Origin of the sequence: Streptomyces sp. NPDC001890 (assembly GCF_042891445.1) — a bacterium.
GTDB lineage: Bacteria > Actinomycetota > Actinomycetes > Streptomycetales > Streptomycetaceae > Streptomyces.
The window spans coordinates 68,385-94,851 of sequence record NZ_JBIATE010000018.1; the positions used below are offsets into that span (position 1 = coordinate 68,385).

A 26,467-nucleotide genomic window follows, 5' to 3' on the forward strand; every position below is an offset into this window, starting at 1 on the left:
GGAGTTGTTCATGCGCAGACGCCCCCACGCGCGCCGCACGGCAGGAGCTGTGGCGGGGCTCGCCCTCGCCGGCCTCCTGGCGGCGACCGCCGCCACCGCACCGGCCTCGGCCGCCGTCACGGATGCCGGCGGTGACCGCCGCGTGGCCGTCGAGTACTTCCCCGATCCGGGCGGCTCGGGCCGCACGGTCGAGGTCCCCGTCGGTGCCCCCGCCCGGAAGGGCGCAACCGCGTCGCCGCTGAGCGCGGCGGAGACCGCGGCCGACGGCACGGTGGGCGAGCAGGCGGTGACCGGTCCGTCCGACGACCGGCTGGACATCGTGATCATCGGTGACGGCTACACGGCGGACCAGCAGGACGACTTCCACGCCGACGCCACCGCCAAGTGGGCAGACATCACCGCGCTGGAGCCGTACAGGAGCTACCAGGGCCTGTTCAACGTGTGGACCGTCGACGCGGTCTCCAACGAGTCCGGCATCAGCGGCGATCCCGGTCCGGACACCGTCAGGGACACCGCGCTCGGCAGTTACTTCTGGTGCTCCGACATCGAGCGGCTGATCTGTACCGACATCGACAAGGTGGCCGCGTACGCGGCGCAGGCCCCCGCCGCCGACCTCGTGGTCGTCATCGCCAACTCCACCAAGTACGGAGGCGCGGGCTACTCCGGGCTCCAGGCAGAGGGCCATCCGTTCAACGGGGTCTCCACCCTCTCCTCCGACCACGCCTCGTCCAGCCTGATCGCCGCCCACGAGATAGGGCACTCGGTCGGCCTGCTGGACGACGAGTACACCTATCCCGAGTACGGGACGTGGACCGGCGGCGAGCCGGGCGGCATCAACTCCACCACCTACTCGGCCGCGCAGCTCACCGAGAAGCAGGCCAAGTGGTACCGCTGGCTGGGCCGTTCCGATCCCGCGGGCGGCACGGTCGGTACGTTCGAGGGCAGCGCCTACTACCCGCTCGGGCTCAACCGCCCCACCGATTCGTCGATCATGCGGGAGCTGAGCAACACCGAGTTCAACCTGCCGGGGCGCGAGGCGATGATCGCCGGGTTCTACCGCGCGGGCAACACACTGAGCAGCACGGTCGACACCGGCGTCGCCGTCGGGCCGGGCCGGCGGATCGCCGTGAACCTGGCGGACCTCGGCAGCGCTGTCGCCGGCACGCACCCGAACCGCCCCGGTGTCGCCACCGGTCTCGCCAGGACCGAGCTGCGCTGGTACGTGGACGGCGTCGAGACGGTGTCCGCCCGAGGGAGGACCGCTGTCACCCCGGCAGCGCTCGGCGTCCGCGCGGACGGTCGCGGCCACCGGGTGACCGCCGAGGCCGTGGACCGTACGGACGCCATCCGCGACCCCGCCGTCCGCGCCCTGGCCACCGACACCCTGACCTGGAACGTCAGGGCGACCGGACACGGGCGGTAGCCACTCAGGCGATGATCGGGACCACGGCCTCCGGCGTCAGCATCCGGAAGGTGAACGCCTGATGGAAGTAGAGCCGGATGCTCGTCGCGTCGTGGTCCTGATAGCCGATCGACAGGTCCTGGCCCAGGCGCAGTTCGAAGTCGCCGCCCCGGGTGGACAGCAGCACCCCGCCCGTGACCGCGGGCGCCCACAGGATCTGGTCGTCGAGCAGCCGGGCCAGATGGGTGGCGACCGGATACCCGTGGTCGGAGGTCTCGGTGGCCTCGGTGTACGCGTCGGCGCCCAGCAGCAGCCGGTACGGACCGTCGACACCTGACAGCCGCAGCTGCGTCAGCGCCTGGCTGACGGTGGCCGGATAGTCCCGGGCATCGGCGGGCAGAGCCAACGGCGAGTGCGAGGAGCCGTCCCTGAGCCCGGTGATCCCGGCCGACGCGTACCCGTCGATGATCGCCATGTCCTCCGCGAACGCACAGGTGAGGGCGGCATCCTTGACGGGCTGCCAGTCGCTGTCGTCCGAACCGCGCTCGACATCGTCCACGGCCGACCGGGTGACCGTGAAGGGCACGCGCCACTCGATGACCGGCACCGAGGTGCGGGCCCGTGCGACGACGTCGGGAGCGGGCGGATCGATGTCGCGCAGATGACCGTCGCCGATGGCCGCCAGTTCGGGCCCGTCCGGGCCGGTGACGTCGACGACCCGGCGGCCCGCCACATGGCGACTGAAGGTGCGCCGGGCCTCTTCTTCGATCTGATCCCAGGCGGCTTCCGTGACCGGGGCGAGTTCGCGGTGCAGATTGTTCATCACTGGGCGCTTTCTTGCAGGCTGCCGATGTGCAGCGAAGCGTCGGCAGGGGCGGCCGGGACCGAGGCGTTCGCCGGTACCGGCGCGGACGCGGGCTCCAGCACGGTGTCGGTCCCGGCGGAGGAGGGCGGAGGCGGCGGGGCGCCGAGGAAGTCGGCGCTGGGGGCGTGGAAGAGGGTGCCGGTGACCGCGGTCGAGAAGTCGAGAATGCGGTCGTGGGTGGCGGGCGGACTGCCGAGGAACATGTTGCGGAGCATCTGCTCGGTGACGCCGGGATCGGCCGCGTAGCCGATGAAGTACGTGCCGAACTCGCCCTGTCCGAAGCTGCCGAACGGCATGTTGGCCCGAAGGATGTCGCGCTCCGTGCCGTCCGGGTCGGTGATCGTGTTGAGGGCGATGTGCGAGTCGGCGGGCTTGACGTCGTCGGCGAACTCGATGTCGTCGAACTTCGTACGGCCGATGACCCGCTCCTGTTCCTCGGTGCTCAGCGCGTTCCACGAGGTGAGGTCGTGCAGGTACTTCTGCACGATGACGTAACTGCCGCCCGCGAACGCGGGATCCTCGGCGCCCACCAGGGCCGCCGAGACGGCGTCCGTGCCCACCGGGTTCTCCGTGCCGTCGACGAATCCGAGCAGGTCCCGGTGGTCGAAGTAGCGGAACCCTTGCGTCTCGTCGACGACGGTCACCGCCCCGCCGAGCCGATCGAGCAGCTGCGTCGCCCACTCGTAGCACACGTCCATCCGCTCGGCCCGGATGTGGAACAGCAGGTCCCCCGGGGTGGCGGGCGCGTGGTGGCGGGCACCGTGGAGTTCCTGGAACGGGTGGAGCTGCTTCGGCCTCGGCCCGTCGAACAGCCGGTCCCAGGCGCCGGACCCGATGCCGGTCACACAGGCCAGGCCGGCGTCGGGGAACCGGAACCCGATGGAACGGGCGAAGGCCGCGAGATCGGGCAGCACCTCGCGCACGGCGGGCTCGCCACCGGGCTCGATCGTGGCGACCAGGATGAGCGCGGCGCTGGTCAGCGGGGCGACCACGGGCTGGGCCGCGGCCGGATCCGGATCCGGCTCCGTGGTGGCGTCGGGCATGGGAGTGCTCCAGGGGCGGCGACGTCGGGAAGGGACGGTGGCTTTGAGACGCGGATGGGGGTGGGGGTCCGTTGCCACTTATCCACGGCCACGGCGGGGCCGCAACCGGGGCCACCCGGCCGGGCGACCGCGAGGGCGGGCCGGCGGACCGCCCCCGCCGTCCGCGCGTCAGCCCGCGACGACCTCCGACCGGTCGCCGCCCCACAGCGTGTGGAAGGAACCCTCGCGGTCGGTGCGGCGGTAGGTGTGCGCGCCGAAGAAGTCGCGCTGCCCTTGGGTGAGGGCCGCGGGCAGCCGGTCGGCGCGCAGCCCGTCGTAGTACGCGAGCGCGGCGGCGAAACCCGGTGTCGGCACCCCCTGTCGGACGGCTTCGGCGACCACTGCGCGCCAGTCGTCCTGGGCCGCGCCGATCTCCTCGGCGAACTGCCGGTCGGACAGCAGGCTCAGCAGGTCCGGACGGGCGTCGTAGGCCGCCCGGATCCGGTCCAGGAACGCGGCCCGGATGATGCAGCCGGCCCGCCAGATCGCCGCCACCGCACCGAGGTCGATCTTCCAGTCGTACGCCTCGCTGCCCGCCCGGATCTGGTGGAAGCCCTGTGTGTACGAGACGATCTTGGACGCGTACAGGGCCTGCTCCACCCGGGTGGCGAAGGCGGCGGCCGCTTCCTCGCCGAGCGGCGCCGGTGACGGACCCGGCAGCTCCCGCGCCGCCTCCCGCAGATCGGCGTGGCCGGAGAGCGAACGGGCGAAGACGGCTTCCGCGATGCCCGAGACGGGCACCCCCAGGTCCAGGGCGACCTGCACCGTCCAGCGGCCCGTGCCCTTCTGCTCGGCCCGGTCCTGCACGATGTCCACGAAGGGTTTCCCGGTGGCCGCGTCGGTGTGGGCGAGAACCTCGGCGGTGATCTCGATCAGATACGAGTCCAGCCGGCCGGTGTTCCAGCCGCGGAAGGTCTCGGCGATCTTCGCGGGGGAGTAGCCGGCCACGGAGCGCAGCAGGTCGTACGCCTCCGCGATCAGCTGCATGTCCGCGTACTCGATGCCGTTGTGGACCATCTTCACGAAGTGGCCGGCCCCGTCGGGTCCGATGTGGGTGGTGCACGGGGTCCCGTCCTTCGCCTTGGCGGCGATCCGCTCCAGCAGCGGCCCCAGCGACTCGTACGACTCGGCCGAACCGCCCGGCATGATGCTCGGACCGTTCAGCGCGCCCTCCTCGCCGCCCGAGATGCCGACGCCGACGAAGTGGATCCCGCGCCCGCGCAGGTCCTTCTCCCGCCTGCGGGTGTCCTCGAAGTGGGCGTTGCCGCCGTCGATGATGACGTCGCCCTCTTCGAGGAGCGGGGCGAACTCCTGGATCACGGCATCGGTGGGATCGCCCGCCTTCACCATGATGACGAGCCTGCGCGGACGTTCCAGCGCCGCGACGAACTCCTGCGGGGTGTGCGCGGGAACGAAGGACCCCTCGTCGCCGAACTCCTCGACCAGCGCGTCCGTCTTCGCGGTCGTCCGGTTGTGCAACGCGACCGTGAATCCGTTGCGGGCGAAGTTGCGGGCGAGGTTGCGGCCCATGACCGCGAGCCCTGTGACGCCGATCTGTGCGGTGCCGCTCATCTGTGTGCTCAGCAATCTGTCTCGGGGATGCCGGGATCTTCAGGAATGCCGGGATCTTCAGTATGGATACGGGGTGCGGGAACGGCCTGCCCGGCATCGTCCGGATGGTCGAACCTGTGTATATTAGCGAGCTGCCTAGTATGTCTAGGCAGGTGATGGTGGAGGTGGCGGATGGTTCGCGCGGGACTCACGACCGAACGCGTGGTGGAGGCGGCGGCCGATCTGGCCGACTCCATCGGCTTCGACAAGGTCACGATCTCCGCGCTGGCCCGCGGCTTCGGGGTCAAGGACGCCAGCCTGTACTCGCACGTCAGGAATCTGCACGACCTGCGCACGCGGGTCGCGCTGCTGGCCGCAGAGGAGTTCATCGACCGCATCTCCGACGCCGTGGCGGGCCGGGCCGGGAAGGACGCCCTGGTCGGGTTCGCCGACGCCTACCGGGCCTTCGCGCTGGAGCGGCCCGGGAGGTACGAGGCCACCCAGATGCGGGTCGACCCCGAGATCGTCGCGCGGTCCACCGCGTACCACCGCACCATCGAGACCACGGGTGCGATGCTGCGCGCCTACGGCCTTGCCGAGCCCGATCTCACGGACGCGGTACGGCTGTTGCGCAGTACCTTCCACGGCTACTGCGCCCTGGAGGCGAGCGGCGGCTTCGGCGCGCCCCGCGACGTGCAGGCGTCCTGGGAGCGGTCCGTCGAGGCCCTGCACTTCCTGCTGGAGCACTGGCCGTCCGCGACGGACGAGAAGGCGGACGAAGAGGCGGGCGAGAAGGCGCCCTGTCCGCGAACCTCGCCTCCTGCACCTTTGAATTGACTTCTATTGCTTGCGACTTGGCAATAATTCACGTAGCCCTTGTGTCAAAGGTCTGGTGCCGGACCACGCGGGGCGCCACTCTGTCCTCGGCGTCACCGGCCGGATCCGGCCACCCCGGCATCCACATGTACCGGTCGGACTGCGTGTACCGGGCGTCAGCCCGCGAAGACGGTGTCGTACTGATCGGGAATCACACTGCCGTCACCGCGGAGCACGGGCCGGGAGGTCCCGTCCGACGCGGTGTAGCCGGTGGTGGCACACGGATAGACGCCGGTCATCCGTCCCTTCGGCCCGATGAACATGGGATTGACCAGCCAGGTGCCGTCCGCGTCGTCGTACGAACGGCACATCAGCTCGGCCTTGTTGCGGTTGAGGGCCAGCCGCAGACCGGTCGCGTCACGGAGCATCGACACATCCGTGTCGGAGTCCCCGGCGGCGAACACCGGCCGCATCGAGGGATCCTGCACCCGGGAGGCGTCCGCACCGCGCACGCCGAAGATCTCCTTGTTGATCCAGCAGCGCTTGCCGTCGATGTAGGTGATCTGCGAGTCGTCGCCGGGGCGCGCGGTGCCGCAGGCGCTCAGATGCGAGGTGTAGCGGCCCTGTTTGGTGGTGGACCGGATCCCGATCACGTTCCCGGGTGCGACATCGACACCCCGGGCCCAGACGTCGACCACGGGCTGCGGCGACGCGGAGACGATCCATACGTCGAATCCGGCGCGGCGCAGTGTGCGGATCAGGTCGCGCTGCTGCTCGTAGTAGCGGATGTAGCCGGTGGCGTCGGTGGTGCTGCCGACCTGCTGGGTGGCGCCCACGGGGGCGGCCAGGTTCTCGGCGCGCGCCGCGGCGGCGAAGGAGCGCACCTGTGCGGCCGTCCAGCCGTGGGTGAGCTGCGCCAGCCAGGCGTACGCGGGTTCCATCGTGCGCCGGTCGTATCCGGCGAAGGCGTCCTGCCCCGCGGTGGTGGTGGCCTCGCTGTAGACCGAGAGGATCTCGTCGGCGCAGGCCGTGTCGGTCGCGGTCGGCAGGGTGCGGTGGAGGCCGGTGCCGTCCGGGCAGGCGGCGCGCAGCGCATCGGCCGCCGAGTCCGTGAGGTAGCGGCTGGTGGTGCGCCAGTCGCCGTGCTCGGGCTGCCGGATCCGGGAGTTGCGCAGCAGCCAGAACATGGTGGCGTCGCCGACATCGTTCTTGATGACGGTGTTGTCCCAGTCGAAGACCGCCACCGGCGCGGCGTGGCCGTCGCGGTGGAGCGGCGAGCAGCTCCCGTGACGGTCGATGAGCCGCTGGATCCGGGCCTGGTTGGCCCCGTACCAGCCGGTCGACACGGTCAGTTGTGGGCAGGGACGGCCGGGTCCCGGGCGGTCGTGGGCTCCGGCGGGTGCGGTGAGGGCGGCCAGGGCAGCCGCCAGCGCGAGCGCGGTGGCGGCGAGCCGCGCGGCGGAGCGCCGGGCGGACCGGAGTGCGGGACGGGGTACGGGCACGCTGGGGACCCTCCTGTGGTGTGGGCGGTCGCCGAGGACGGGGGGACGGGGGGACGGAACGCCCCCGCCCCCCGTCCGCACCGGCCTAGAGAGGTGTGACGTAGGCGCCGGTGAGCCCGCCGTCGACCAGGAAGTCGGTGGCGTTGACGAACGAGGAGTCGTCGCTGGCCAGGAAGGCCACGGCGGCCGCCATCTCGGTGGGTTCGGCGAACCGGCCGACCGGGATGTGCACCAGCCTGCGAGCGGCCCGCTCCGGGTCCTTGGCGAACAGCTCCTGGAGCAGCGGGGTGTTGACCGGGCCGGGGCACAGTGCGTTGACCCGGATGCCCTCCCGGGCGAACTGCACACCGAGTTCGCGCGACATGGCCAGCACGCCGCCCTTGGAGGCCGTGTAGGAGATCTGGGAGGTGGCGGCGCCCATCCGGGCCACGAAGGAGGCCGTGTTGATGATGGAGCCCTTGCCCTGGCGCCGCATGTACGGGATGGCGGCCTTGCAGCACAGGTACACGGAGGTGAGGTTGACCTCCTGCACCCGCCGCCAGGCTTCGAGGCCGGTCTCCAGGATCGAGTCGTCCTCGGGCGGCGAGATCCCCGCGTTGTTGAACGCGACGTCGACCGAGCCGTAGGTGTCGAAGGCGGCCTTGAACAGGGCCTCGACCTGCTCGGCGTCCGTGACGTCGGTACGTACGAAGAGGCCGTCGACCTCCTCGGCGGCGGCCTTGCCGCTCGCCTCGTCCACATCGGCGCAGACCACGTGCGCGCCCTCGGCGGCCAGGCGCCGGACGGTGGCCAGTCCGATGCCGCTCCCGGCTCCGGTGACTACGGCGGTGCGGCCGACCAGGCGGCGGCAGACAGCGGTGGTGTCGGTCATGGTGCTCAGGCCTCCGTGCTGATGAAGATGTTCTTGGTTTCGGTGAAGGCGGCGAGTGCGTCGGGGCCGAGCTCGCGGCCCAGCCCGGACTGTTTGTAACCGCCGAAGGGGGTGGCGTAGCGGACGCTGGAGTGCGAGTTGACCGAGAGGTTCCCGGCCCGCAGCCCTTGGCCGACCCGCAGGGCACGGGCCACGTCTCGCGTCCAGACCGACCCGGCCAGACCGTACTCCGTGGCGTTCGCCAGCCGTACGGCGTCCGCCTCGTCGTCGAACGGCAGCACCACGGCGACCGGCCCGAAGACCTCGTCGACGGCGACCGGGGCATCCGGCGACACCCCGGCGAGGACGGTCGGCGGGTACCAGAACCCGGGGCCGTCGGGCGCCGAGCCCAGGATCGTCCGTACGCCGTCGGGCAGGGCATCCACGAACCCGCTCACACGCTCCCGCTGGACGGCCGAGATCAGCGGACCCATCTGGGTCTTCTCGTCCGAGGGGTCGCCGACCACCACGGCGGCGACGGCCGGTGCCAGCAGATCGAGGAAGCGGTCGTGGACCGAGCGCTCGACCAGGATGCGGGTCCGGGCGCAGCAGTCCTGGCCCGCGTTGTCCAGGAAGGACATCGGGGCGGCGGCCGCCGCGGCCTCCAGGTCGGCGTCGGCGAAGACGACGTTGGGGCTCTTGCCGCCGAGCTCCAGGGTGAGGCGCTTCACGCGTTCGGCGCAGCGGGTCATGATGTGCTTGCCGGTCCGCGTGGAGCCGGTGAAGACGATCTTGGCCACGCCGGGGTGGTCCACCAGGGCGCCGCCGGCCACCGGCCCCTCGCCCGGCAGCACCTGGAACAGCCCGCCGGGCAGCCCCGCCTCCAGGGCGAGTTCGGCCAGGCGCAGCGCGGTCAGCGGGGTGGTCTCGGCGGGCTTGAGCAGTACGGCGTTGCCGGCGGCGAGCGCCGGGGCCGCGCCCCAGGCGGCGATCGGCATCGGGAAGTTCCAGGGGGCGATGACCCCGATGACGCCGAGCGGTTCCAGGACGGTGAAGTCGATGCCGCCGGCCACCGGGATCTGCCGGCCAAGCAGGCGTTCGACGCCGCCCGCGCAGTAGTCGAGGAGGTCGCGGACATTGCCCGCCTCCCAGCGGGCGTTGCCGATGGTGTGTCCGGCTTCCCGGACCTCCAGCAGGGCCAGTTCCTCGATGTGTTCGTCGACGGTGGCGGCGAACCGGCGCAGCAGCCGGGCGCGGTCGGCGGGGGCGGCCGCGGCCCAGGCGCGCTGGGCGGTGGCGGCGCGGGCGACGGCCGCGTCGACATCGGCGGCGGTGGCGGCCGGGACGGTGGCGATGATTTCGGCGGTGGCCGGGTTCAGGACGTCCAGGCTGTGCGGTGCTGACTGGTGGGACACGTACGGGCCTCGATCGGGGGTGAGGGACGTGAGGGCGTCAAGGGCGTGCGGGGCGACGTGCGGGACGTGACGGCGTCACGGGCGTGCGGGGCGACGTGCGGGACGGGACGGAGGTCACAGGCGCTCGAACGAGCGGCGCAGCTCCCAGTCGGTCACGGCGGCGTCGTACGCGGTGAGTTCGACACGCGCCATGTTGAGATAGTGCGCGACGACCTCCTCGCCGAACGCCTCCTTGGCGATGGGGCTGGCCTCCCACAGATCGGCGGCCTCGCGCAGGGTGGTCGGCACCTGCTCGTACTCGGCGGTGTAGGCGTTGCCCGTGCAGACCTCCGGCAGCTCCAGCTCGTGCTCCACGCCGTACAGGCCCGCGGCGACCAGTCCGGCGGTGGCGAGGTACGGATTGACGTCCCCGCCGGGCAGCCGGTTCTCGAAGCGGCGGGAGCGGCCGTGGCCCACCACGCGCAGGGAGCAGGTGCGGTTGTCGTGGCCCCAGGCGACGGCGGTCGGGGCGAAGGAGCCGGGCTGGAACCGCTTGTAGGAGTTGATGTTCGGTGCGTACAGCAGGGAGAAGTCACGCAGGGCGGCGAGCTGCCCGGCGAGGAAGTGCCGCATCAGGCGGGACATGCCGTCCGGGCCGTGACCCGCCATCGCGTTGTCACCGTTGGCGTCGGTGAGCGAGAGGTGGATGTGACAGGAGTTGCCTTCGCGCTCGTCGTACTTGGCCATGAAGGTGAGCGAGACGCCCTCCTGCGCGGCGATCTCCTTGGCGCCCGTCTTGTAGATCGCGTGCTGGTCGCAGGTGACCAGCGCCTCGTCGTAGCGGAAGGCGATCTCGTGCTGGCCGAGGTTGCACTCGCCCTTGGCCGACTCGACGGTCAGCCCGGCCGCCTGCATCTCGTTGCGGATGCGGCGCAGCAGGGGTTCGACGCGGCCGGTGCCGAGGATGGAGTAGTCGATGTTGTACTGATTGGCCGGGGTCAGCCCGCGGTAGCCGCGGTCCCAGGCCTGCTCGTAGGTGTCCTTGAAGACGATGAACTCCAGCTCCGTGCCCACCTGGGCGCGGTAGCCGAGGCCGGCCAGCCGGTCCAGCTGCCGGCGCAGCACCTGGCGCGGGGCGGCGACGACCGGGCCGCCGTCGTTCCAGGCGAGGTCGGCGACGAGCATCGCGGTGCCCTCGTGCCAGGGCAGCAGCCGCAGGGTTTCGAGGTCCGGGACCATGGCGAAGTCGCCGTAGCCGCGCTCCCAGGAGGACATCGCGTAGCCGTCGACGGTGTTCATGTCGGTGTCGACGGCCAGCAGATAGTTGCAGCCCTCGGTACCGTGCTCCAGAACCTCGTCGAGGAAGAACCCGGCGGCGAACCGCTTTCCCTGGAGCCGGCCCTGCATATCGGGAAAGGCCAGGACGACGGTGTCGATGGCCCCGTTCGCGACGAGCGAGCGCAGCTCCTCGACGGCGAGCGGGGGTTTGCGGTCTGCCACGGGATTCCTCCTTGGGTGCACCGAGATCCATAAGGTATGACAGGGAACCATTGCTTGGGAAGAGGGTCCGGCAGTGGCGGCGAATCCTCGGCAGGCGCCTGGAGCCTGACGGTGAATCCTCGCCTCGGAAGCACCCGGTGCGTTTGTCGCGAGCGCGGCGCACACACGTAACCACTGTTTAACGCGCGCCCCTTGTGTTTCACCTGGCGTTCCATAAAGGTGTGCCGATGAACCTTTGAATGTGAACCCTTGACGTGCCCTTTCGCCTGCCACGCCTCGACGCAGCGCCGTCGACACACATCTGGAGCGCCCCATGGCCCAGGGAACCGACACACCCACCAGCCCACCCGGCGGCACGGCCGGCCTGGTGACCGGCGAGGACGAGTACCTGCACCGCCGAACGCTGCGCCGGGGCAGCGCGGGCTGGCTCCTGCTGACCGGACTCGGCGTCGCCTACGTGGTGTCCGGCGACTACTCCGGCTGGAACATCGGCCTGTCCAAGGGCGGATTCGGCGGGCTCGCCGCGGCCACCGTGCTGATGGGCCTGATGTACGCGTGCCTCGTCTTCGCGCTGGCCGAACTCTCCGCCATCCTGCCCACCGCGGGCGGCGGTTACGGCTTCGCGCGCCGCGCCCTGGGCACCTGGGGCGGCTTCCTGACCGGTACGGCCATTCTCATCGAGTACATCCTCGCCCCCGCCGCCATCTCGCTGTTCATCGGTGACTACGTGGAATCCCTCGGCCTGTTCGGGCTCACCTCCGGCTGGCCCGTCTATCTCGCCTGCTTCGCGGTCTTCATCGGGATCCACCTCTGGGGCGTCGGCGAGGCACTCCGGTTCAGCCTGATCGTGACCGCCGTCGCCGTGGCCGCCCTGCTGATCTTCGCCATCGGCGCGTTCACCGATTTCGACGCCGACCGCCTCAACGACATCCCGGTGGACACCGGCGCACTCGGCTCCTCGTCCTGGCTGCCCTTCGGGCTGCTCGGCATCTGGGCCGCCTTCCCCTTCGGCATGTGGTTCTTCCTGGGCGTCGAGGGCGTGCCGCTCGCCGCCGAGGAGGCCAAGGACCCGGTCAGGTCGATGCCGAGGGCACTGGCCATCTCGCTGACCGTGCTGGTGGGCCTCGCGGTGCTCACCTTCCTCTCCGCCACCGGCGCGCAGGGCGCGAAGGCCATCCAGGAGGCGGGCAACCCCCTCGTGGTCGCGCTGGAGGGCAAGGGCGGCCCCACCGGCCTGAGCCGCTTCGTCAACTACGCGGGCCTGGCGGGCCTGGTGGCCTCGTTCTTCTCGCTGATCTTCGCCGGCTCCCGCCAGCTGTTCGCGCTCTCCCGGGCCGGCTACCTGCCGCGCTTCCTCTCGCTGACCAACCGTCGCAAGTCCCCCTACCTCGGCCTGCTGATCCCCGGCGCGATCGGCTTCACACTGGCCGCCTGGATCGGCAACGGCGGCCGGATGCTGAACGTCGCCGTCTTCGGCGCCACCATCAGCTACGCGCTGATGGCGCTCTCCCACATCGTGCTGCGCCGGCGCGAACCCCACCTCGAACGGCCCTACCGGACGCCCGGCGGCGCGTTCACCTCGTCCGTGGCCTTCGTGCTGGCATGCTCGGCCCTGGTGGCGACCTTCCTGGTGGACCGGGACGCCGCGTTCATCGCGCTCGGTGTGTACGTGGTGGCGCTGGCCTACTTCGCCTTCTACAGCCGTCACCGCCTCGTCGCGAGCGCCCCGGAGGAGGAGTTCGCCGCCCTGGCGGCGGCCGAGGCCGAACTGGCGCGGGACTGAACAGGACCCCGGCGCAAGGGCGTCGCGGACACACCCGTACCGCCGCTGCCGCACCCGTACGCGGCAGTGGCGGCACCACGACCGAACAGCGGACCAATCGGAGGAGGCGGCCATGACCCGGCCCGTCATCGGCATCAGCACCTATCAGGAACCGGCCCGGTGGGGTGTCTGGGACACCCAGGCCGTCCTGCTGCCCGACGTCTACCCGCGCCTGGTGCGGGCGGCCGGCGGCCTGGCGGTGATGCTGCCGCCCGACGACACCGCCGAAGCGGCCCGGGAGGCAGTGGCGGCACTGGACGGTGTGGTGATCGCGGGCGGCGCCGATGTCGAACCGGCCAGGTACGGCGAGGCACCCGACCCCCGCACCGGTCCGCCGGCCCGCGAACGCGACGCGTGGGAACTCGCGCTGATCGAGGCGGCGATCGACCGGAGCGTCCCGCTGCTGGGCATCTGCCGGGGCATGCAACTGCTCAACGTCGCGCTCGGCGGCACCCTGCACCAGCACCTGGACGGGCACACCGGCGGTCCCGGTGTCTTCTGCGAACACCCCGTCACGCCCGTTCCCGGCACGGCGTACGCGGCGGCCGTCGCGGAACCGGACATGGTGCCCGCCTACCACCACCAGGCCGTGGACCGCCTGGGAAGCGGCCTTGTCGCGAGCGCCCACGCACCCGACGGCACCGTGGAGGCCGTCGAACTCATCGGCCACGAAAGTCTGGTGCTGGGGGTCCAGTGGCATCCCGAGATGGGCCACGACACCCGGGTCATGGCCGCACTCGTGGACGCGGCGGCCCGGCGCCGCGCCGCCACGTTCGTACCCTGACAGCTCGTCGGCGGCGGGACCGCTGGGTCGGCGGTGACGGGTGAGTCCGGTCGCTCTCTTGTCACCGCCCTTTGCCTGCACATAAGTTGGGCGCTTGCGACGTGTCCTACTGTCAGTGGGGGAGCCAAGCCATGGCCGCGAACGGACGGCACCGCAGATATCAGCCCAGCCGGATCAACCGTGCCTCGCTCACGGTCACCGCGGGCGGTGCGGGCCTCGCGCTCCCGCTCCTCACGGCAGCCTCGGCGGGCGCCGCGTCGACGGACGTGTGGGAGAAGGTCGCCGCCTGCGAGTCGACCGGCGACTGGCACATCAACAGCGGCAACGGCTACTTCGGCGGACTGCAGTTCACCCGGTCCACCTGGGCGGCGTACGGGGGCACGGTCTACGCCCCGCGCGCCGATCTGGCCACCCGGGACGAGCAGATCTCCATCGCCGAGAAGGTGCTCGACGCGCAGGGACCCGGCGCGTGGCCGGGCTGCTCGACGAAGGCCGGGCTGACCAGCGGCGCGGACACCGCCGACATCAACCCGCAGTCGCAGCGCACCAGTCAGGTGAAGGCTCCGGACCGGACCGCCCCGGGCAGGACCGTCTCCGGCAAGTCCACGGCGAAGCGGACCTCCGCCGCCGCCACGCCGACCACCGTGCCCGGCAAACGCGAGTCGTACACCGTGACACGCGGCGACTCGCTCTCCGCGATCGCGGCGACCGAGCGCGTCCGGGGCGGCTGGCAGCACCTCTACGCGCAGAACCGCGAGATCGTGGGGGACGACCCCGACCTCATCCTGCCCGGGCAGCGCCTGAGCCTGGACACGGCCCGTGCGCCGAGGACGGGCTCAGCCGCGCAGGCGAAGCCGAAGGCAGAGCCGAAGCCCCGGAAGTCCACCGCACCGCAGCGGTCGGCGGCCCCGGAGCGTCCGAAGGCGAAGACCCAGGACCGGGCCGCCGAACCGAAACAGCAGGCGGCCGCCTCGCGGCACCAGGCGGCGAAGCCCCGTCCGACCACCGCGACACCCAAGCCGCACCACAGCACCACGAAGCCGCAACCGAAGCCGAAGCCGCAACCGAAGAAGACCGAGAACCACCGGCCGAAGCCGCGCGCGGAGCAGCACGCCGGTCTCGTCGCCCCCGTCGCGGCCGGCATCGGCACCCCGTACCACCAGTCCGGCTCCTGGGCCAGCGGCTACCACACCGGGGTCGACTTCCCCGTCCCGACCGGTACGTCGATCAGGGCGGTGGCCTCCGGCACGGTCGTCTCGGCGGGCTGGGGCGGGGCGTACGGCTACCAGGTCGTCATCCGGCACAGCGACGGCAAGTACAGCCAGTACGCGCACCTGTCCGCGCTGCACGTGCGTGAGGGCCGCCATGTCTCGGCGGGCCAGCGGATCGCGCGCTCGGGCTCCACCGGGAACGTCACGGGCCCGCACCTGCACTTCGAGATCCGCACCGGTCCCGGCTACGGATCGGACATCGACCCGCTGGCCTACCTCAGGGCGGGCGGCGTCAGGGTCTGAACGGCCCCCTGGGATCCGGCCACGTCACCGGGTTCGGCGGGGCCCGAGGACGAAGGGCTCTGCTCCTCGGGGCCGGGGGACGGCGACAGGCCGAACGTCACCCGGCCCAGACACTCCAGCGGCATCAGCACCGGCAGCGGACGCGGTGCGGAGAACGTGTCCCGGACCGCCTCGACGGTCCCGGCGGGCGTCGAAGGGCCGGCCGAAGCGGCAGGCTCCGCCGGTGCGGGCCCGGAGAGCATCGTGGCCCCCGGTGCGCGGACCGGGCGGACCCGTTCCGCCGCCGGTTCCGGCGCCTCCGTGTGCCCGTCCGCCGCCGCGGCGTCCGGGAGCGCGCTGCCCGTCGTCGTCGCGGCCCGGTGCTCCGCGCCCAGCCGCTCCGTCGTGAGCAGGATCAGTCCGCCCGCCGCGACCACCGCACAGGCCAGCGCGAGCACGGTCCCGGTCGTGCCGTACCGGAACTGCTCGTCGAACATCGTGATGCCCACGACCGCCGCTATCACCGGGTTCACCACGGTCACCGTCGCCAGCGGTGCGGTCAGTCCGGCACCCCGGTACGCGGCCTGGGAGAGCAGCAGCCCGGCGGCCGCGAATCCGGCGATCGCCAGCAGCGCCGGCAGCCCTTCCGCCACCGCGCCGGACGTCCACCCCACCGCCACCGTCTTCACGAAGACCGAGGCGATCCCGAACGCGATGCCCGCCGCCCCGGCCAGGACCACGCTCCGTACCACCGGCCGGTGCACGCCCGCGGAGACCAGGGCGAGCAGCGCGACCGCGCCGAGTGTCACACCGGCCACGATCAGCTGATCCCGGCCGTTCAGCGCATGTGAACCGGCGTTCCCGGTGAGCGCGAGCAGGCCCGCCAGACCGACGGTCGCCATGATCGCGCCCCGCCACGCGGTGGCTCCCGCCCGGCGGCGTACGAAGAGCGCCGCCATCGGCAGGGCGAAGACGATGGTCAGCGCACCGAGCGGCTGCACGAGGCTGAGCGGACCGTAGGCCAGCGCCACGACATGAAGCACCGCGCCCCCGCCGTTCAGCGCCACGGCGGCCCACCAGACACGGTTGCGAAGCGGCGCCAGCGAGTGGCCTTCGCCGGTCGTCGCCACGCGCTCCTGGACGATCGCCCCGGCCGCGTAGGCGACCGCGGAGACCAGTGACAGCAGCACGGACAGCGCAAGGGAACTCATGTACACCACGATGTCCCTTCGACGCGGCTGCGTCGTCGTCCTTGAGACGGCAATTCGGCGTACTGCCTCAGTAGTACGGCCGTGGTCCCAGTGTCCTCCTGCGGAGGGTGGTTCTCGCTCGGAGGGCTTAGAGTCCTCACCCCGCAGGGTTACGGCGAACGCCGGTGAGGAGCACGTGCGATGGACGGGTCCGCAGCGGCCTCGGTGGGCGGATTCTTCGCGCTGCGGGCCACCGCGCCGCCCCACGGAGCACCCTGCCCGCTGGCGCGGCTGTACGCGGGGGAGCAGGCCCCGCTCACGGCCCGGATCGACACGGTCGCCGCCCGGCTGGGCACCGCCGAGCGCAGAGTGGCCGCCTCGATCGCGCACCTGGGGCTGGCCTCCCGGCTCTGGTCGGTCGCACTCGGACCGGCGGTACTGACCGGCAGCTTCCCCGCCCTCGCGCCCGGCGCCCTCCACTGGGACCCGCGACCCCCGGCCCCCGACGACCTGTGGCTGGACGGCACCGATTCGCTGCCCGGCACCGCCCGCGCGATCCGCGAAGCCGTCCAGTACGGCCATCTCGTACCCCTGGCCGAGGCGGTCCACCGGGACGGTCCGCTGTCCGACCGGCTGCTGTGGGGCAATGCCGGCTCCGCCCTGGCCGGAGCCCTGCGCCAGCTCCTGGCCTGGGCGCGTACGCACCGCCGCCCCGACGCGGCGGCGCGGGCCCGCGCACTGGTCGCCGAGCTCTTCGACCACCCGGACCTCCGGGAGACCGGCACCCCGCACGACGCGGCGTTCCGCCGGCGCAGCTGCTGTCTGTACTACCGGACACCGGCCGGTGGCCTGTGCGGGGACTGCGTCTTCGAGCGCGGCTGAACCACCGCCACCGCACGTACGGCCGCCCGAGCCCCGCGCCGGGCCGGTCATGGTCGTGGGGCGGGCGGCGTCCCGCCCGCCCCACAGCTCAGCTGCTCAGTTCGAACTCGGCCCGGATGCGCTTGCCCACCGGCACCCGCTCCGCGGTCAGCCGGTCGCACAACGCCACCACGATCTCCATGCCGTGGCCGCCGGGGCGCTCCGGGTCGGGTGAGTAGAACAGCGGCAGGGCGGTGCTGGAGTCGTACACCGTGACGCTGACGCGCTCCGCGGTGCCCTCCAGCTCCAGCAGATAGGGGCCCTGGCTGTACCGGTCGGCGTTGGTGACCAGCTCGCTCACCGCCAGCAGCAGATCGCTGCGGGTGCGTTCACCGAACACCGCGAGCCACTCGGCGGCCAGCCGGACCAGGAAACGATCGGCCAGCGCGCGGGCCTGCGCGATGCAGCCGGGCTCGCCGTCGAACACCTCGGCGCTGTGCAGAACCTCGGTGGGCCGGTCCGGGCAGGGACAGTCGGCCGGTCGCGAGGTGACCTGTTCGTTCATGTGCTCCAGCCAGGGCGACGCAGGGGTGTCCGGTGACAGCTTCTCGACGTCCGCCTACCCGCGACGAACGGTCCCACTCCGGGAAGAACCCGGCAGATCTCAGCCATGGCCGCACCGCGCGGCCGCCGTGTCCGCGACGAGCGGTTCCGCCGCGGAGCGCGCGGGCGGGGCGGCGACCGGCAGGGTGAAACGGATCCGGGTGCCTTCGGAGGTCTCCTCGTCCAACCAGATCCGGCCCCCGTGGAACTCCACGATCTTCCGGCAGAGCGCCAGGCCGATGCCCGTCCCCTCGTACTCGTCCCGGCCGTGCAGACGCTGGAAGATGACGAACACCTTCTGCGCGGACTCCGGGGCGATGCCGATGCCGTTGTCCGACACGCACAGGTGCCAGTCCTCGCCCTCCCGGACGCATTCGACCGTGATCCTGCACGGCACGTCCGGCCGCCGGAACTTCACCGCGTTGCCGATCAGGTTCTGCCAGACCATGGAGAGTGCCGTGGCGTCCCCGGTCACCTCGGGCAGCGGGGACTCCCGTACGACGGTGGCGCCGGACTCCTCGATGACCAGCGCGAGATCGGCCAGCGCCCGGTCGAGCGTCCGGTCGAGGCCGACCGGCTTCCACTTGTCGTGCACCCGTCCCACGCGGGAGAAGGCGAGCAGGTCGTCGATCAGCACCTGCATCCGGGTCGCACCGTCCACCGCGTAGTCGATGTACTGACGGGCCCGGTCGTCGAGCGAGGCCGCGGCCCGCTTCTCCAGGAGCCGGCAGAACGAGGCGACCTTGCGCAGCGGCTCCTGGAGGTCGTGCGAGGCGACATAGGCGAACTGCTCCAGCTCCGCGTTGGACCGGCGCAGTTCCTGGGCCTGCTCCGCCAGCAGCTGCTCGCGCTCCCGGGATTCGGCGAGCTCCCCGACGATCCGGCGGCGCATGTCCTCGACGGCCGCCGCGACCGCCCGCACGTCGGACGGTCCGCCGACCTCGATCCGGTTGCCGAACGCCCCCGAGCGGACCGTGTCGGAGGCGGCGGCCAGCCGGTTCAGCGGCCGTCCCACCATCCGGTGCAGCAGCAGCCCCAACGCCACCACGGCCGCCAGGAAACCCACCACCAACGCGATGTACACCCGGTCCCGGGTGGTGCGGGCGTCGCCCAGGTCGGCGCGGGCGCGGTCGCGCGCCGCATCGAGGTGGGCCTGCTCGGCCCGGTACAGCCGCCGCAGCGTGTCGAACTCGGTGTTGCTCCGCCGGATCGGGGCGGAGGACTCGGACGCCGGACCGTCCCGGCGGACCGCGGCGACCAGCGGCTCGGCGTGCCGGCCGCGCCACTCCCGCGCGGCCGCGGCGATCCGGTCGAGGTCGTCGGCGAAGGGCTGCTCGTTCCCGACGAGCGCGCGGACCCGGGCCAGCCGGAGGCTCTCGTCCCGCCTCCCCTCCTCGTACGGCCGCAGGAAGGCCGCATCACCGGTGAGCGCGAAGCCGCGGACCCCGGTCTCCTGGTCCAGCAGGGCGTTCTGCAACTGGAAGGACGCGGAGCGGGCGGGCTGGATGCGGTCCACCAGCTCGGTGGTGCGGTCGGATATCCGGGCCTGCACCAGACCACCGACGACCGCACCGGCGCAGACGATCAGCACGAAGACGGCGAGTATCAGGTGCACCCAGCGCTGGACGGAGAGGCGCGAGGCCGGGCCGGGCCGGGGTTCCGGCGACGCGTCGGAGCCGCTCATCGCGGGCCGCTCCGTCCCCAGCCCAGGTGGAGCACGGCGACGTCGTCCGCGAGACCGCCGTACGGGGACGCCGCCCGAGCGGCCTCGTCGACCAGGGTGTCGACGAAGTCACGGGCCGCCAGCGCCCCGTGCCGCCGGGCCAGGGCGAGCAGCCCCTCCTCGCCCAGCCGGGAGTCCGGCCCCGAACGCCCCTCGAAGAGCCCGTCGGTGAACAGCACGAGGCGGCCGTCCCCGGGCAGCGGCAGATCCGAGGCGCTCCACCGCTCGGTCCCCGTTCCCGCCACCAGCCCCAGCGCCATCCCGGGCTCGGGCTCCTCCCAGCTCACCCGGGCACCGCTGCGCAGCAGCAGCCCCGGGTGCCCGGCCCGCACCACCCGCACCCGGCGCCGGTCCGGGGCGAAGGCCAGTGAGGTGACGGTCGCGAAGACATGGGGGTCGGAGCGCTCGGCGACGAGGATCTCCTCCAGCAGCCGGACCTGTTCGAGCTGGCCGGTCGCGCACAGCACCGCCGTACGCCACGCCACCCGCAGACAGACCCCCAGCGCCGCTTCCGCCGCCCCGTGCCCCGACACATCGCCGATCACCGCGTGCACCGTGCCGTCGGACGTCTGCACCACGTCGTAGAAGTCCCCGCTGAGCAGGGCTTGCGCCCGGCCCGGCTCGTACCGCGCGACCGCCTCGAAGGAGTCGTCGAGCAGCAGGGGCACGGGCAGCAGACCGCGTTCGAGGCGGGCGTTCTCCTGCGCCATCAGCCGGTTGGCGCGCAGCGCCGCCGCCGCCCGCTCGACCTGCTTGCGCTGGAGGGCGTACCGGACCGAGCGGCCCAGCGCCTCCGGATCGAGCCGTCCCTTGACGAGGTAGTCCTGGGCGCCGGTGGCCACGGCCGACAGGCCCGTATCGGACTCCGCCCGGCCGGTCAGCACCACGATGGCCGCGTCCGGAGCCGACTCGACGAGCTGGGTGACGGCGTCCAGACCGAACACGTCGGGCAGATGCAGATCGAGCAGCACACAGCACGGGGTCCGGGTCCCGGACAGGAAACGGCGCGCCTGCGCCAGCGTCTTGCACCAGGTCAGCGCGGAGTCCAGCTCGCTGTCCGCGAGCATCTCCTCCACCAGGAGCGCATCGCCGGCATCGTCCTCGACCAGCAGGATCACGGCATCGACGTCCCACACCGAACCGTGGCCGGCCGGGGGAGGACCCGGCTGTACGGGGACGGCGTCCGAACGCGTGGGTCCGGCCGGAGAGCTGCCCATGGGGAGCCCGGTCACACTGCACCCCCTCGTACGCATGGCACGACCCGCCCCGGCCGTATGGCAGCGAAGCATATGTGACCGTTCCGTGGAGGAGACGTCGGGGCGCCGGCGGCAGGCGGCCGCCCGCATCCGCGCCGAACGCGAGTGGAGCCGTGGCCGCGTGTGGAGTCGCGCGACACGTCACGCGAACGGAGCAGCATCCGGTGCATGGCAGACTTGATCGGGGCGTTCGGCCCGGCAGGAGCAGGTACGGCGGTCGGCGCCACGAGAGACGGACGGCAGAGGAACGGCAATGACGGTGACAGAGGACAGCCCGGAGCTCGCTCCCGGAACTGAGGAGTTCGGTCCCGGTATCGACCCGGAGCGGCTGGCCGTCTGCCTGAGCGTGCTCGACGAACTCGACACCATCGAGGTCGACCACCCCGACGCCATCACCGTGCGCCGTGCCACGGCCGGTATCTACCGCACCGTGAAGCAGCGCCGCCGCCAGGAGCGCCGCGCCGCCAAGACCGCGCACGACAAGGCGGTCACGGAGGCCACCGCGACCGGCTCGGCCGACCGGATCGACGACGAGACCCAGGGCGTCCTGCCGTCCTCGTCCGCCCGCGCCGAGATCGCGGGAGTGCTCCAGCGGCCCCGCTCCTGCTACATCTGCAAGACCCGTTATGTCGAGGTGGACGCCTTCTACCACCAGCTCTGCCAGCCGTGCGCGAAGGAGAACCGGGCGCGCCGCGACGCCCGCACCGACCTCACCGGCCGGCGCGCGCTGCTGACCGGCGGCCGGGCGAAGATCGGCATGTACATCGCGTTGCGGCTGCTGCGCGACGGGGCGCACACCACCATCACCACCCGCTTCCCCAACGACGCGATCCGCCGCTTCAAGGCGATGCCGGACAGCGACGAGTGGATCCACCGCCTGAAGATCGTCGGCATCGACCTGCGCGACCCCGCCCAGGTCGTCGCGCTCGCCGACTCGGTCGCCGCCGAGGGCCCGCTGGACATCCTGATCAACAACGCGGCGCAGACGGTGCGCCGCTCCGCCAACGCGTACAGCGAACTCGTCAACGCCGAATCGGCGCCGCTCCCCGCGGGCGAGCTGCCCGCCGCCGAGGTCATCGGCACCTTCGGCAGCGGCACCGTCGACCGGGTCGCGGCCCTGCCGGCCGCCCGCAAGGAGGGCTTGAGCGCGCAGGACGTCACCGAGCTCGCGCTGGTCACCGGCTCCGCGTCGCTGGAGCGGATCGCCGCCGGGACGGCGATCGACGCGGGCGGACTGGTGCCCGACCTGCACGACACCAACAGCTGGATCCAGACCGTCGAGGAGGTCGAGCCGATCGAGCTGCTGGAAGTCCAGCTCTGCAACTCCACCGCCCCGTTCATCCTGATCAGCAGGCTCCGCCCGGCCATGGCGGCGACGGCCGCCAAGCGCGCCTACGTGGTCAACGTCTCCGCGATGGAGGGCGTGTTCAGCCGCGGCTACAAGGGCGCGGGCCACCCGCACACCAACATGGCCAAGGCCGCCCTGAACATGCTCACCCGGACCAGTGCCCAGGAGATGTTCGAGAAGGACGGCATCCTGATGACCGCCGTCGACACCGGATGGATCACCGACGAGCGCCCGCACCCCGACAAGATCCGTCTCGCCGAGGAGGGCTTCCACGCCCCGCTCGACCTGGTCGACGGCGCCGCCCGCGTCTACGACCCGATCGTGCGCGGCGAGGACGGCGAGGATCTGTACGGCTGCTTCCTCAAGGACTACGCACCCGCCAACTGGTAGTCGTGCGGTGACGCAACATGCGTGAACCGGGCAGGGCCCGGTCGGGATCGGCTTTCTGACTGGAGTATTAGACCGTGTCCTATGTGGTGAGTCTGACCAGTCGTTTGTAGCAGCAGAGGGCGGCGGCGAGTCCGAGAAAGGCCAGGTAGTTGCCTGGTCTGCGTTCGTAGCGGTGGTTGAGGCGGTGGTCTCCGGTCAGCCAGGACATGGTGCGTTCGATGACCCATCTGCGGCGGCCGAGTCGTTCGCTGGAGTCGATGCCCTTGCGGGCGATGCGGACTCCGATGTGTTTGCCCCAGAGCCATCTTCGCAGGTGGGGGACTCCAGTTGCCCCGCCCCATGACGACCTCAACGACCGCCTCACCACATAGGACACGGCCTTGTTCGCGTAGTCGAGCGTTGCCGCCTTCACCGCCGCAGTGGGCGAGGTCCAGGTCCTCAACCAGTTGTTGCGGGTCATGACGTTGGTGACACATGTCGGCATGTCGGCAGTTGTGAAACCGATGTGCATCGACGGGCATCGGTCGGGTACCGTGCGGGCCATGTCGAGTCCTGAGTCAGACAAGGTGGGGGCTTTCGGTCACGCCGTCGGCCCCCTGAACCACTGAGTTCGTAGTCCTGCCGTCTCCCCGCGTTCTGCGGTCGGACGAGTGCGGCCCTGGGGGCTGACCGCGGTGACGAGATGACCTTCTCGTGCTTCTCCTCACCTCGGAGCCATTCGATGCCTCTCCCGCTGTATCTGCTCGCCGTGGCGGTTTTCGCCATGGGCACCTCGGAATTCATGCTTGCCGGCCTCTTGCCGGACATCGCCTCGGACCTCGACGTGACAGTCGGGACAGCAGGCATGCTCACCTCGGCTTTCGCGATCGGAATGATCGTCGGTGCCCCGCTCATGGCCGGGCTTTCTCGCAACTGGCCTGGACGGTCCAGCCTTCTGGGGTTCGTCCTCGTGTTCATGGCAGCCCACGTCGTGGGCGCTGCCACCTTGAGCTTCCCGGTCCTGATGGTGACGCGGGTGGTCGCAGCAGTCGCGTACGCGGGGTTCCTCGCCGTAGCGCTGACGACCGCCACCACGCTTGTCTCGCCCGACAAGAAGGGACGCGCGCTCGCCGTACTGCTGTCGGGCACCACGGTGGCCACGGTCGCCGGTGTCCCCGGGGGATCGGTGCTCGGCACGCTGTTCGGCTGGCGGGCCACTTTCTGGGCCGTCGCCGCTCTCTGCCTGCCCGCAGCCATCGGCATCGTCAAAGGCATCCCAGCGCGACGTGTGCAGAAGGTCGCTGCTGACGGGCCGGCCTTGCGAGCGGAACTCGCGCAGCTCAAAAGGCCGCGGTTGCTCCTGATCATGCTGCTCGGCGCCATGGTGAACGCGGCAACCTTTGCCGGCTTCACCTTCCTCGCCCCCGTCGTGACCGACACCGCCGGGCTGGGCGAGCTGTGGATCTCCGTCGCCCTGGTGCTCTTCGGTGCCGGTTCCTTCACCGGGGTCACCGTCGCCGGCCGCTTGTCCGACCAGCACCCCGGCCCGGTCATCGCGGTCAGCGGCCCACTGCTGCTCATCGGCTGGCCGGCCCTGGCCGTGCTGGCCGACAAGCCGGCCGCCCTGCTCGCCCTCGTGTTCGTCCAGGGCGCGCTGTCGTTCGCGCTGGGCAGCACTCTGATCACGCGGGTCCTCTACGAGGCGGCAGCAGCGCCCACCATGGCCGGCTCCTACGCGACCGCCGCGCTCAACGTGGGCGCAGCCGTCGGACCCCTCATCGCCGCGACGACCCTCAGCACGGCAGCCGGGGGCCTCGGGCCGCTCTGGGTAAGCGGACTCCTCGTCCTGGTCGCGCTACTCGTCGCGTTCCCCTTGCGCGGTGTGATCGCAGCGGGTCGGAGCGAGGTGCTCCAGTGACGCACGCGAACTCCCCATTGAATATCGAGGGGCGACGAAGGCTCGTCGAACGCTGCCGCACCCGGCCGATCGCCCACATCACCACCGAGGTCGGCATCTCCCGCGCTCGCCTGGACGCCATGGCCGGCAACAACTAGGCGGCCCGTGGTCGGGTCTGTGGTCGCGCCCGACCACAGACCGGCGTAGGCCGACCATCTGACCCTCGAAGCCGTCGATGCGTTCGCAGTCATACTCCCGGTGCTCAAGGTGGAAGCTGCGTTCAGCGTCGCTGCGAACCCATCCCTCGCCCTGTGCTCGGGCATCGGGATCGCTCTTCTTGGGGCGGACGTCCACAAATGCCCGGTGGCCTGGCCGGGATGCTGGAACTTCCGCAACCAGCCTCCTCCACCGAGACGGAGCGCGGTGAGTTTGTCCACGGGCCGGCTCGATCCGTCGTTCATGAGGCTTCATTCCGGCCTGGTCACGCATGGGCGAGTAGCGCGGCCCAGGCGGTGACTTCTGGTGATTGCACAACCGGTCGCTACCAAGGCGCACCACCACCACCACGCCGCCGAGGCTGCAACAGCGGCTCGACCGGGACCTCCCCGCCGAGCCTCTGCCTACACTGCTCACGCTTGATCAACTCACCGCGTGTTGCAACGATCCCTCGAATCCACCCGGCTCCCGACCGGGCCCTTTGCGCATGCGGTGGCTGAAAGTGACCTAGAGCACACGTTCCATCGAGCACGAAGGCGCTCATTTGGTTACCCTGATGTGAACGGACGTAATCGAGGAGTCCACAAACCTTCCTCGACCGTCCCGGGACAGGCTTTCAACCAAGTCGCCGTCCCGCCCCGTACCCGGCGCCACCGCGACCGAACTGTTCTTGCCCCTGCCCACCACGGGCAGCCGATCCCCGGTGATGAGGCCGGAACATCGGCGCTGCCCGGGGCTACGCGACACAAAGGAGTGCGCGGTGACGACACCGGAACTGACGAAGCACGAGAAGCGACCGGCCGAACGGCACGGAGAACGGACCCGCAGGCCCGAGAAGCTCCGGAACATCGAGGTCTGGGCCAGGTCCGCACCGATCCGGCTGGCCGGCTACGAGGACGACCTTGCCGAGCCGCACATCCTGCCCGGCATCGACTGACCCCGCTTCACCCCCGGCGCCACCACATCCGAGCTCCGGACCGCATCGCGCGGTCCGGAGCTCGGCCGGTCGGGGCGTGCGCCGTTCACAGGGCCGCCCGCGCCACGGCCGCCCCGGCGAACGACAGCCCGACGCCCGCACCGACGGTGAGCACCAGATATCCGGCCGCCATGGCCAGCCGACGGGCCGACGTCAGGGTCAGCAGCTCGTACGAGAACGTCGACCAGGTCGACAGCGCACCGCAGAAACCGGTGGCGAGGAGCAGTTGGAGCCGGGGCCCCAGCTCCCCGTCGGTCACCGCCTCGGAGAGGAAGCCGAGGAACAGCGCCGCGCCCGCGTTGGCCGCGAAGGTCCCCCACGGGAACGCGGTGTGGAGGCGGAACTTGGCGTCCACACCGAGCAGATAGCGCAGCGGAGCGCCGAACAGTCCGCCGACGAGCACGAGCAGCCAGTCGGTCATCGGACACCGTCCTGGTCCGCGTAGCCGTGTCCGAGGGCCAGATGCGCGGCGAAGGCGCCCGCCGTCACGGCGGCCAGCGCCGCCACGACCGTCAGCAGCAGACAGCCGACCGCGTATCCGGGCCGCCCGTTCTCGAAGAGCTGCCGCACATTGTCCGTGTAGTGGGAGAACGTGGTGAAGCCGCCGAGGAACCCGGTGCCCAGCAGCGGACTGATCAGCCGGGGCGCCCCGGGAAACCGCCGCTTCAAGGTGACCATCAGGACACCCATGAGGAAGCAGCCCACGGTGTTGACCAGCAGAATCGTCCAGGGGAACGCCGAGGCGCCGGTCGGCCAGAGACGCTCGGCGCCGTAGCGGGCCATGGCCCCCGCGGCGCCGCCGATCGCGACAGCCGCCACGACGGCCGGCTGCGCCCCGGGGTGGTGATCGGGGTGGGTGTGGTGATGCAGGCGCATCCTGGGGGCCATCCGGCGAACCTAACCAGCCGGTCCCGGCGGTCCCGCGCGGCGCGCGCGGCGGCGTACTTCCGGACTCGAACGGCGCAAC

General features: G+C 71.5%; 23 protein-coding genes and 1 pseudogene. 10 read left to right on the top strand and 14 right to left on the bottom strand.

What is annotated here, in order from left to right:
* Nucleotides 1-10: 10 nt before the first annotated feature.
* Nucleotides 11-1,423 carry a M64 family metallopeptidase gene (locus tag ACFYY1_RS31640; RefSeq protein WP_388591626.1) on the top strand — a complete coding sequence of 471 codons (1,413 nt, stop codon included), beginning with the start codon at nt 11-13 and terminating at the stop codon, nt 1,421-1,423.
* Between the two features lie 4 nt (nt 1,424-1,427).
* On the opposite strand, the gene ACFYY1_RS31645 is transcribed toward ACFYY1_RS31640, so the two are convergent.
* The 3 genes from ACFYY1_RS31645 to gndA form a co-directional block, all read right to left on the bottom strand.
* Nucleotides 1,428-2,225 (bottom strand): family 1 encapsulin nanocompartment shell protein, encoded by a 798-nt coding sequence (locus tag ACFYY1_RS31645; RefSeq protein ID WP_388591629.1) that lies wholly within the window; start codon nt 2,223-2,225, stop codon nt 1,428-1,430.
* Nucleotides 2,225-3,310, bottom strand: coding sequence for a Dyp-type peroxidase (locus tag ACFYY1_RS31650; RefSeq protein WP_388591631.1), 1,086 nt, complete (start codon nt 3,308-3,310; stop codon nt 2,225-2,227). Before ACFYY1_RS31650 ends, ACFYY1_RS31645 begins: the two co-directional genes overlap by 1 nt.
* A gap of 168 nt (nt 3,311-3,478) precedes the next feature.
* Entirely contained in the window at nt 3,479-4,921 is a 1,443-nt protein-coding gene (gene gndA, locus ACFYY1_RS31655; protein ID WP_388591633.1) for an NADP-dependent phosphogluconate dehydrogenase, read from the bottom strand.
* A 171-nt stretch (nt 4,922-5,092) separates the two neighbouring features.
* Here gndA and ACFYY1_RS31660 point away from each other — a divergent pair, with 171 nt between their 5' ends.
* Entirely contained in the window at nt 5,093-5,737 is a 645-nt protein-coding gene (locus tag ACFYY1_RS31660) for a TetR/AcrR family transcriptional regulator (RefSeq protein ID WP_388591635.1), read from the top strand.
* Nucleotides 5,738-5,892: 155 nt separating this feature from the next.
* Here the strand turns inward: ACFYY1_RS31660 and ACFYY1_RS31665 are convergent, their stop codons facing one another.
* From ACFYY1_RS31665 to ACFYY1_RS31680, 4 genes are all read right to left on the bottom strand, one after another.
* Nucleotides 5,893-7,218 carry an HAD family hydrolase gene (locus tag ACFYY1_RS31665; RefSeq protein WP_388591637.1) on the bottom strand — a complete coding sequence of 442 codons (1,326 nt, stop codon included), beginning with the start codon at nt 7,216-7,218 and terminating at the stop codon, nt 5,893-5,895.
* An 85-nt stretch (nt 7,219-7,303) separates the two neighbouring features.
* Entirely contained in the window at nt 7,304-8,089 is a 786-nt protein-coding gene (locus tag ACFYY1_RS31670) for a 3-oxoacyl-ACP reductase (RefSeq protein ID WP_388591639.1), read from the bottom strand.
* A gap of 5 nt (nt 8,090-8,094) precedes the next feature.
* The gene (locus ACFYY1_RS31675; protein ID WP_388591641.1) at nt 8,095-9,483 is read right to left on the bottom strand and encodes an aldehyde dehydrogenase family protein; all 1,389 of its coding nucleotides are present in this window, start codon (nt 9,481-9,483) and stop codon (nt 8,095-8,097) included.
* Nucleotides 9,484-9,597: 114 nt separating this feature from the next.
* Nucleotides 9,598-10,962, bottom strand: a complete 1,365-nt coding sequence (locus ACFYY1_RS31680; protein WP_388591643.1) for a glutamine synthetase family protein — start codon at nt 10,960-10,962, stop codon at nt 9,598-9,600.
* A gap of 313 nt (nt 10,963-11,275) precedes the next feature.
* Here ACFYY1_RS31680 and eat point away from each other — a divergent pair, with 313 nt between their 5' ends.
* From eat to ACFYY1_RS31695, 3 genes are all read left to right on the top strand, one after another.
* Nucleotides 11,276-12,745 (top strand): ethanolamine permease, encoded by a 1,470-nt coding sequence (eat, locus tag ACFYY1_RS31685; protein WP_388591645.1) that lies wholly within the window; start codon nt 11,276-11,278, stop codon nt 12,743-12,745.
* Between the two features lie 112 nt (nt 12,746-12,857).
* Entirely contained in the window at nt 12,858-13,568 is a 711-nt protein-coding gene (locus tag ACFYY1_RS31690; RefSeq protein ID WP_388591647.1) for a gamma-glutamyl-gamma-aminobutyrate hydrolase family protein, read from the top strand.
* A gap of 131 nt (nt 13,569-13,699) precedes the next feature.
* Nucleotides 13,700-15,082: a peptidoglycan DD-metalloendopeptidase family protein gene (locus ACFYY1_RS31695; protein WP_388591649.1), complete on the top strand. Its 1,383-nt coding sequence runs from the start codon at nt 13,700-13,702 to the stop codon at nt 15,080-15,082.
* Here ACFYY1_RS31695 and ACFYY1_RS31700 read toward each other — a convergent pair.
* Entirely contained in the window at nt 15,052-16,272 is a 1,221-nt protein-coding gene (locus tag ACFYY1_RS31700; RefSeq protein WP_388591651.1) for a DMT family transporter, read from the bottom strand. The two genes, ACFYY1_RS31695 and ACFYY1_RS31700, sit on opposite strands and share 31 nt — an antisense overlap.
* 180 nt (nt 16,273-16,452) lie before the next feature.
* Here ACFYY1_RS31700 and ACFYY1_RS31705 point away from each other — a divergent pair, with 180 nt between their 5' ends.
* Nucleotides 16,453-17,133 (top strand): (2Fe-2S)-binding protein, encoded by a 681-nt coding sequence (locus ACFYY1_RS31705; protein ID WP_388591653.1) that lies wholly within the window; start codon nt 16,453-16,455, stop codon nt 17,131-17,133.
* A gap of 88 nt (nt 17,134-17,221) precedes the next feature.
* On the opposite strand, the gene ACFYY1_RS31710 is transcribed toward ACFYY1_RS31705, so the two are convergent.
* From ACFYY1_RS31710 to ACFYY1_RS31720, 3 genes are all read right to left on the bottom strand, one after another.
* On the bottom strand, nt 17,222-17,677 hold the full coding sequence (locus ACFYY1_RS31710; RefSeq protein WP_388591655.1) for an ATP-binding protein: 456 nt from the start codon (nt 17,675-17,677) through the stop codon (nt 17,222-17,224).
* A 99-nt stretch (nt 17,678-17,776) separates the two neighbouring features.
* Nucleotides 17,777-19,399 (bottom strand): ATP-binding protein, encoded by a 1,623-nt coding sequence (locus tag ACFYY1_RS31715; RefSeq protein WP_388591657.1) that lies wholly within the window; start codon nt 19,397-19,399, stop codon nt 17,777-17,779.
* The gene (locus ACFYY1_RS31720) at nt 19,396-20,655 is read right to left on the bottom strand and encodes a SpoIIE family protein phosphatase (RefSeq protein ID WP_388591823.1); all 1,260 of its coding nucleotides are present in this window, start codon (nt 20,653-20,655) and stop codon (nt 19,396-19,398) included. The genes ACFYY1_RS31715 and ACFYY1_RS31720 overlap by 4 nt, the downstream gene beginning before the upstream one ends.
* 292 nt (nt 20,656-20,947) lie before the next feature.
* Between ACFYY1_RS31720 and ACFYY1_RS31725 the strand changes: the two genes are divergently transcribed.
* The gene (locus ACFYY1_RS31725) at nt 20,948-22,432 is read left to right on the top strand and encodes an SDR family NAD(P)-dependent oxidoreductase (protein ID WP_388591659.1); all 1,485 of its coding nucleotides are present in this window, start codon (nt 20,948-20,950) and stop codon (nt 22,430-22,432) included.
* A gap of 79 nt (nt 22,433-22,511) precedes the next feature.
* Here the strand turns inward: ACFYY1_RS31725 and ACFYY1_RS31730 are convergent.
* Nucleotides 22,512-22,751 (bottom strand): annotated as a pseudogene (locus ACFYY1_RS31730) (transposase); the annotation flags it as partial.
* Between the two features lie 402 nt (nt 22,752-23,153).
* Between ACFYY1_RS31730 and ACFYY1_RS31735 the strand changes: the two are divergent.
* The 3 genes from ACFYY1_RS31735 to ACFYY1_RS31745 all read left to right on the top strand — a co-directional run bounded on the left by ACFYY1_RS31735 (nt 23,154) and on the right by ACFYY1_RS31745 (nt 25,461).
* Nucleotides 23,154-24,329, top strand: a complete 1,176-nt coding sequence (locus tag ACFYY1_RS31735; RefSeq protein WP_388591661.1) for a Cmx/CmrA family chloramphenicol efflux MFS transporter — start codon at nt 23,154-23,156, stop codon at nt 24,327-24,329.
* Nucleotides 24,326-24,466, top strand: coding sequence for a hypothetical protein (locus tag ACFYY1_RS31740; protein WP_388591827.1), 141 nt, complete (start codon nt 24,326-24,328; stop codon nt 24,464-24,466). Before ACFYY1_RS31735 ends, ACFYY1_RS31740 begins: the two co-directional genes overlap by 4 nt.
* An 818-nt stretch (nt 24,467-25,284) precedes the next feature.
* Nucleotides 25,285-25,461, top strand: coding sequence for a hypothetical protein (locus ACFYY1_RS31745; protein ID WP_388591663.1), 177 nt, complete (start codon nt 25,285-25,287; stop codon nt 25,459-25,461).
* A gap of 85 nt (nt 25,462-25,546) precedes the next feature.
* Here the strand turns inward: ACFYY1_RS31745 and ACFYY1_RS31750 are convergent, their stop codons facing one another.
* Together ACFYY1_RS31750 and ACFYY1_RS31755 are read right to left on the bottom strand one after the other, a co-directional pair.
* Entirely contained in the window at nt 25,547-25,921 is a 375-nt protein-coding gene (locus tag ACFYY1_RS31750) for a CrcB family protein (RefSeq protein ID WP_266727529.1), read from the bottom strand.
* On the bottom strand, nt 25,918-26,388 hold the full coding sequence (locus ACFYY1_RS31755) for a fluoride efflux transporter FluC (RefSeq protein WP_388591665.1): 471 nt from the start codon (nt 26,386-26,388) through the stop codon (nt 25,918-25,920). Before ACFYY1_RS31755 ends, ACFYY1_RS31750 begins: the two co-directional genes overlap by 4 nt.
* Between the last annotated feature and the right edge of the window lie 79 nt (nt 26,389-26,467).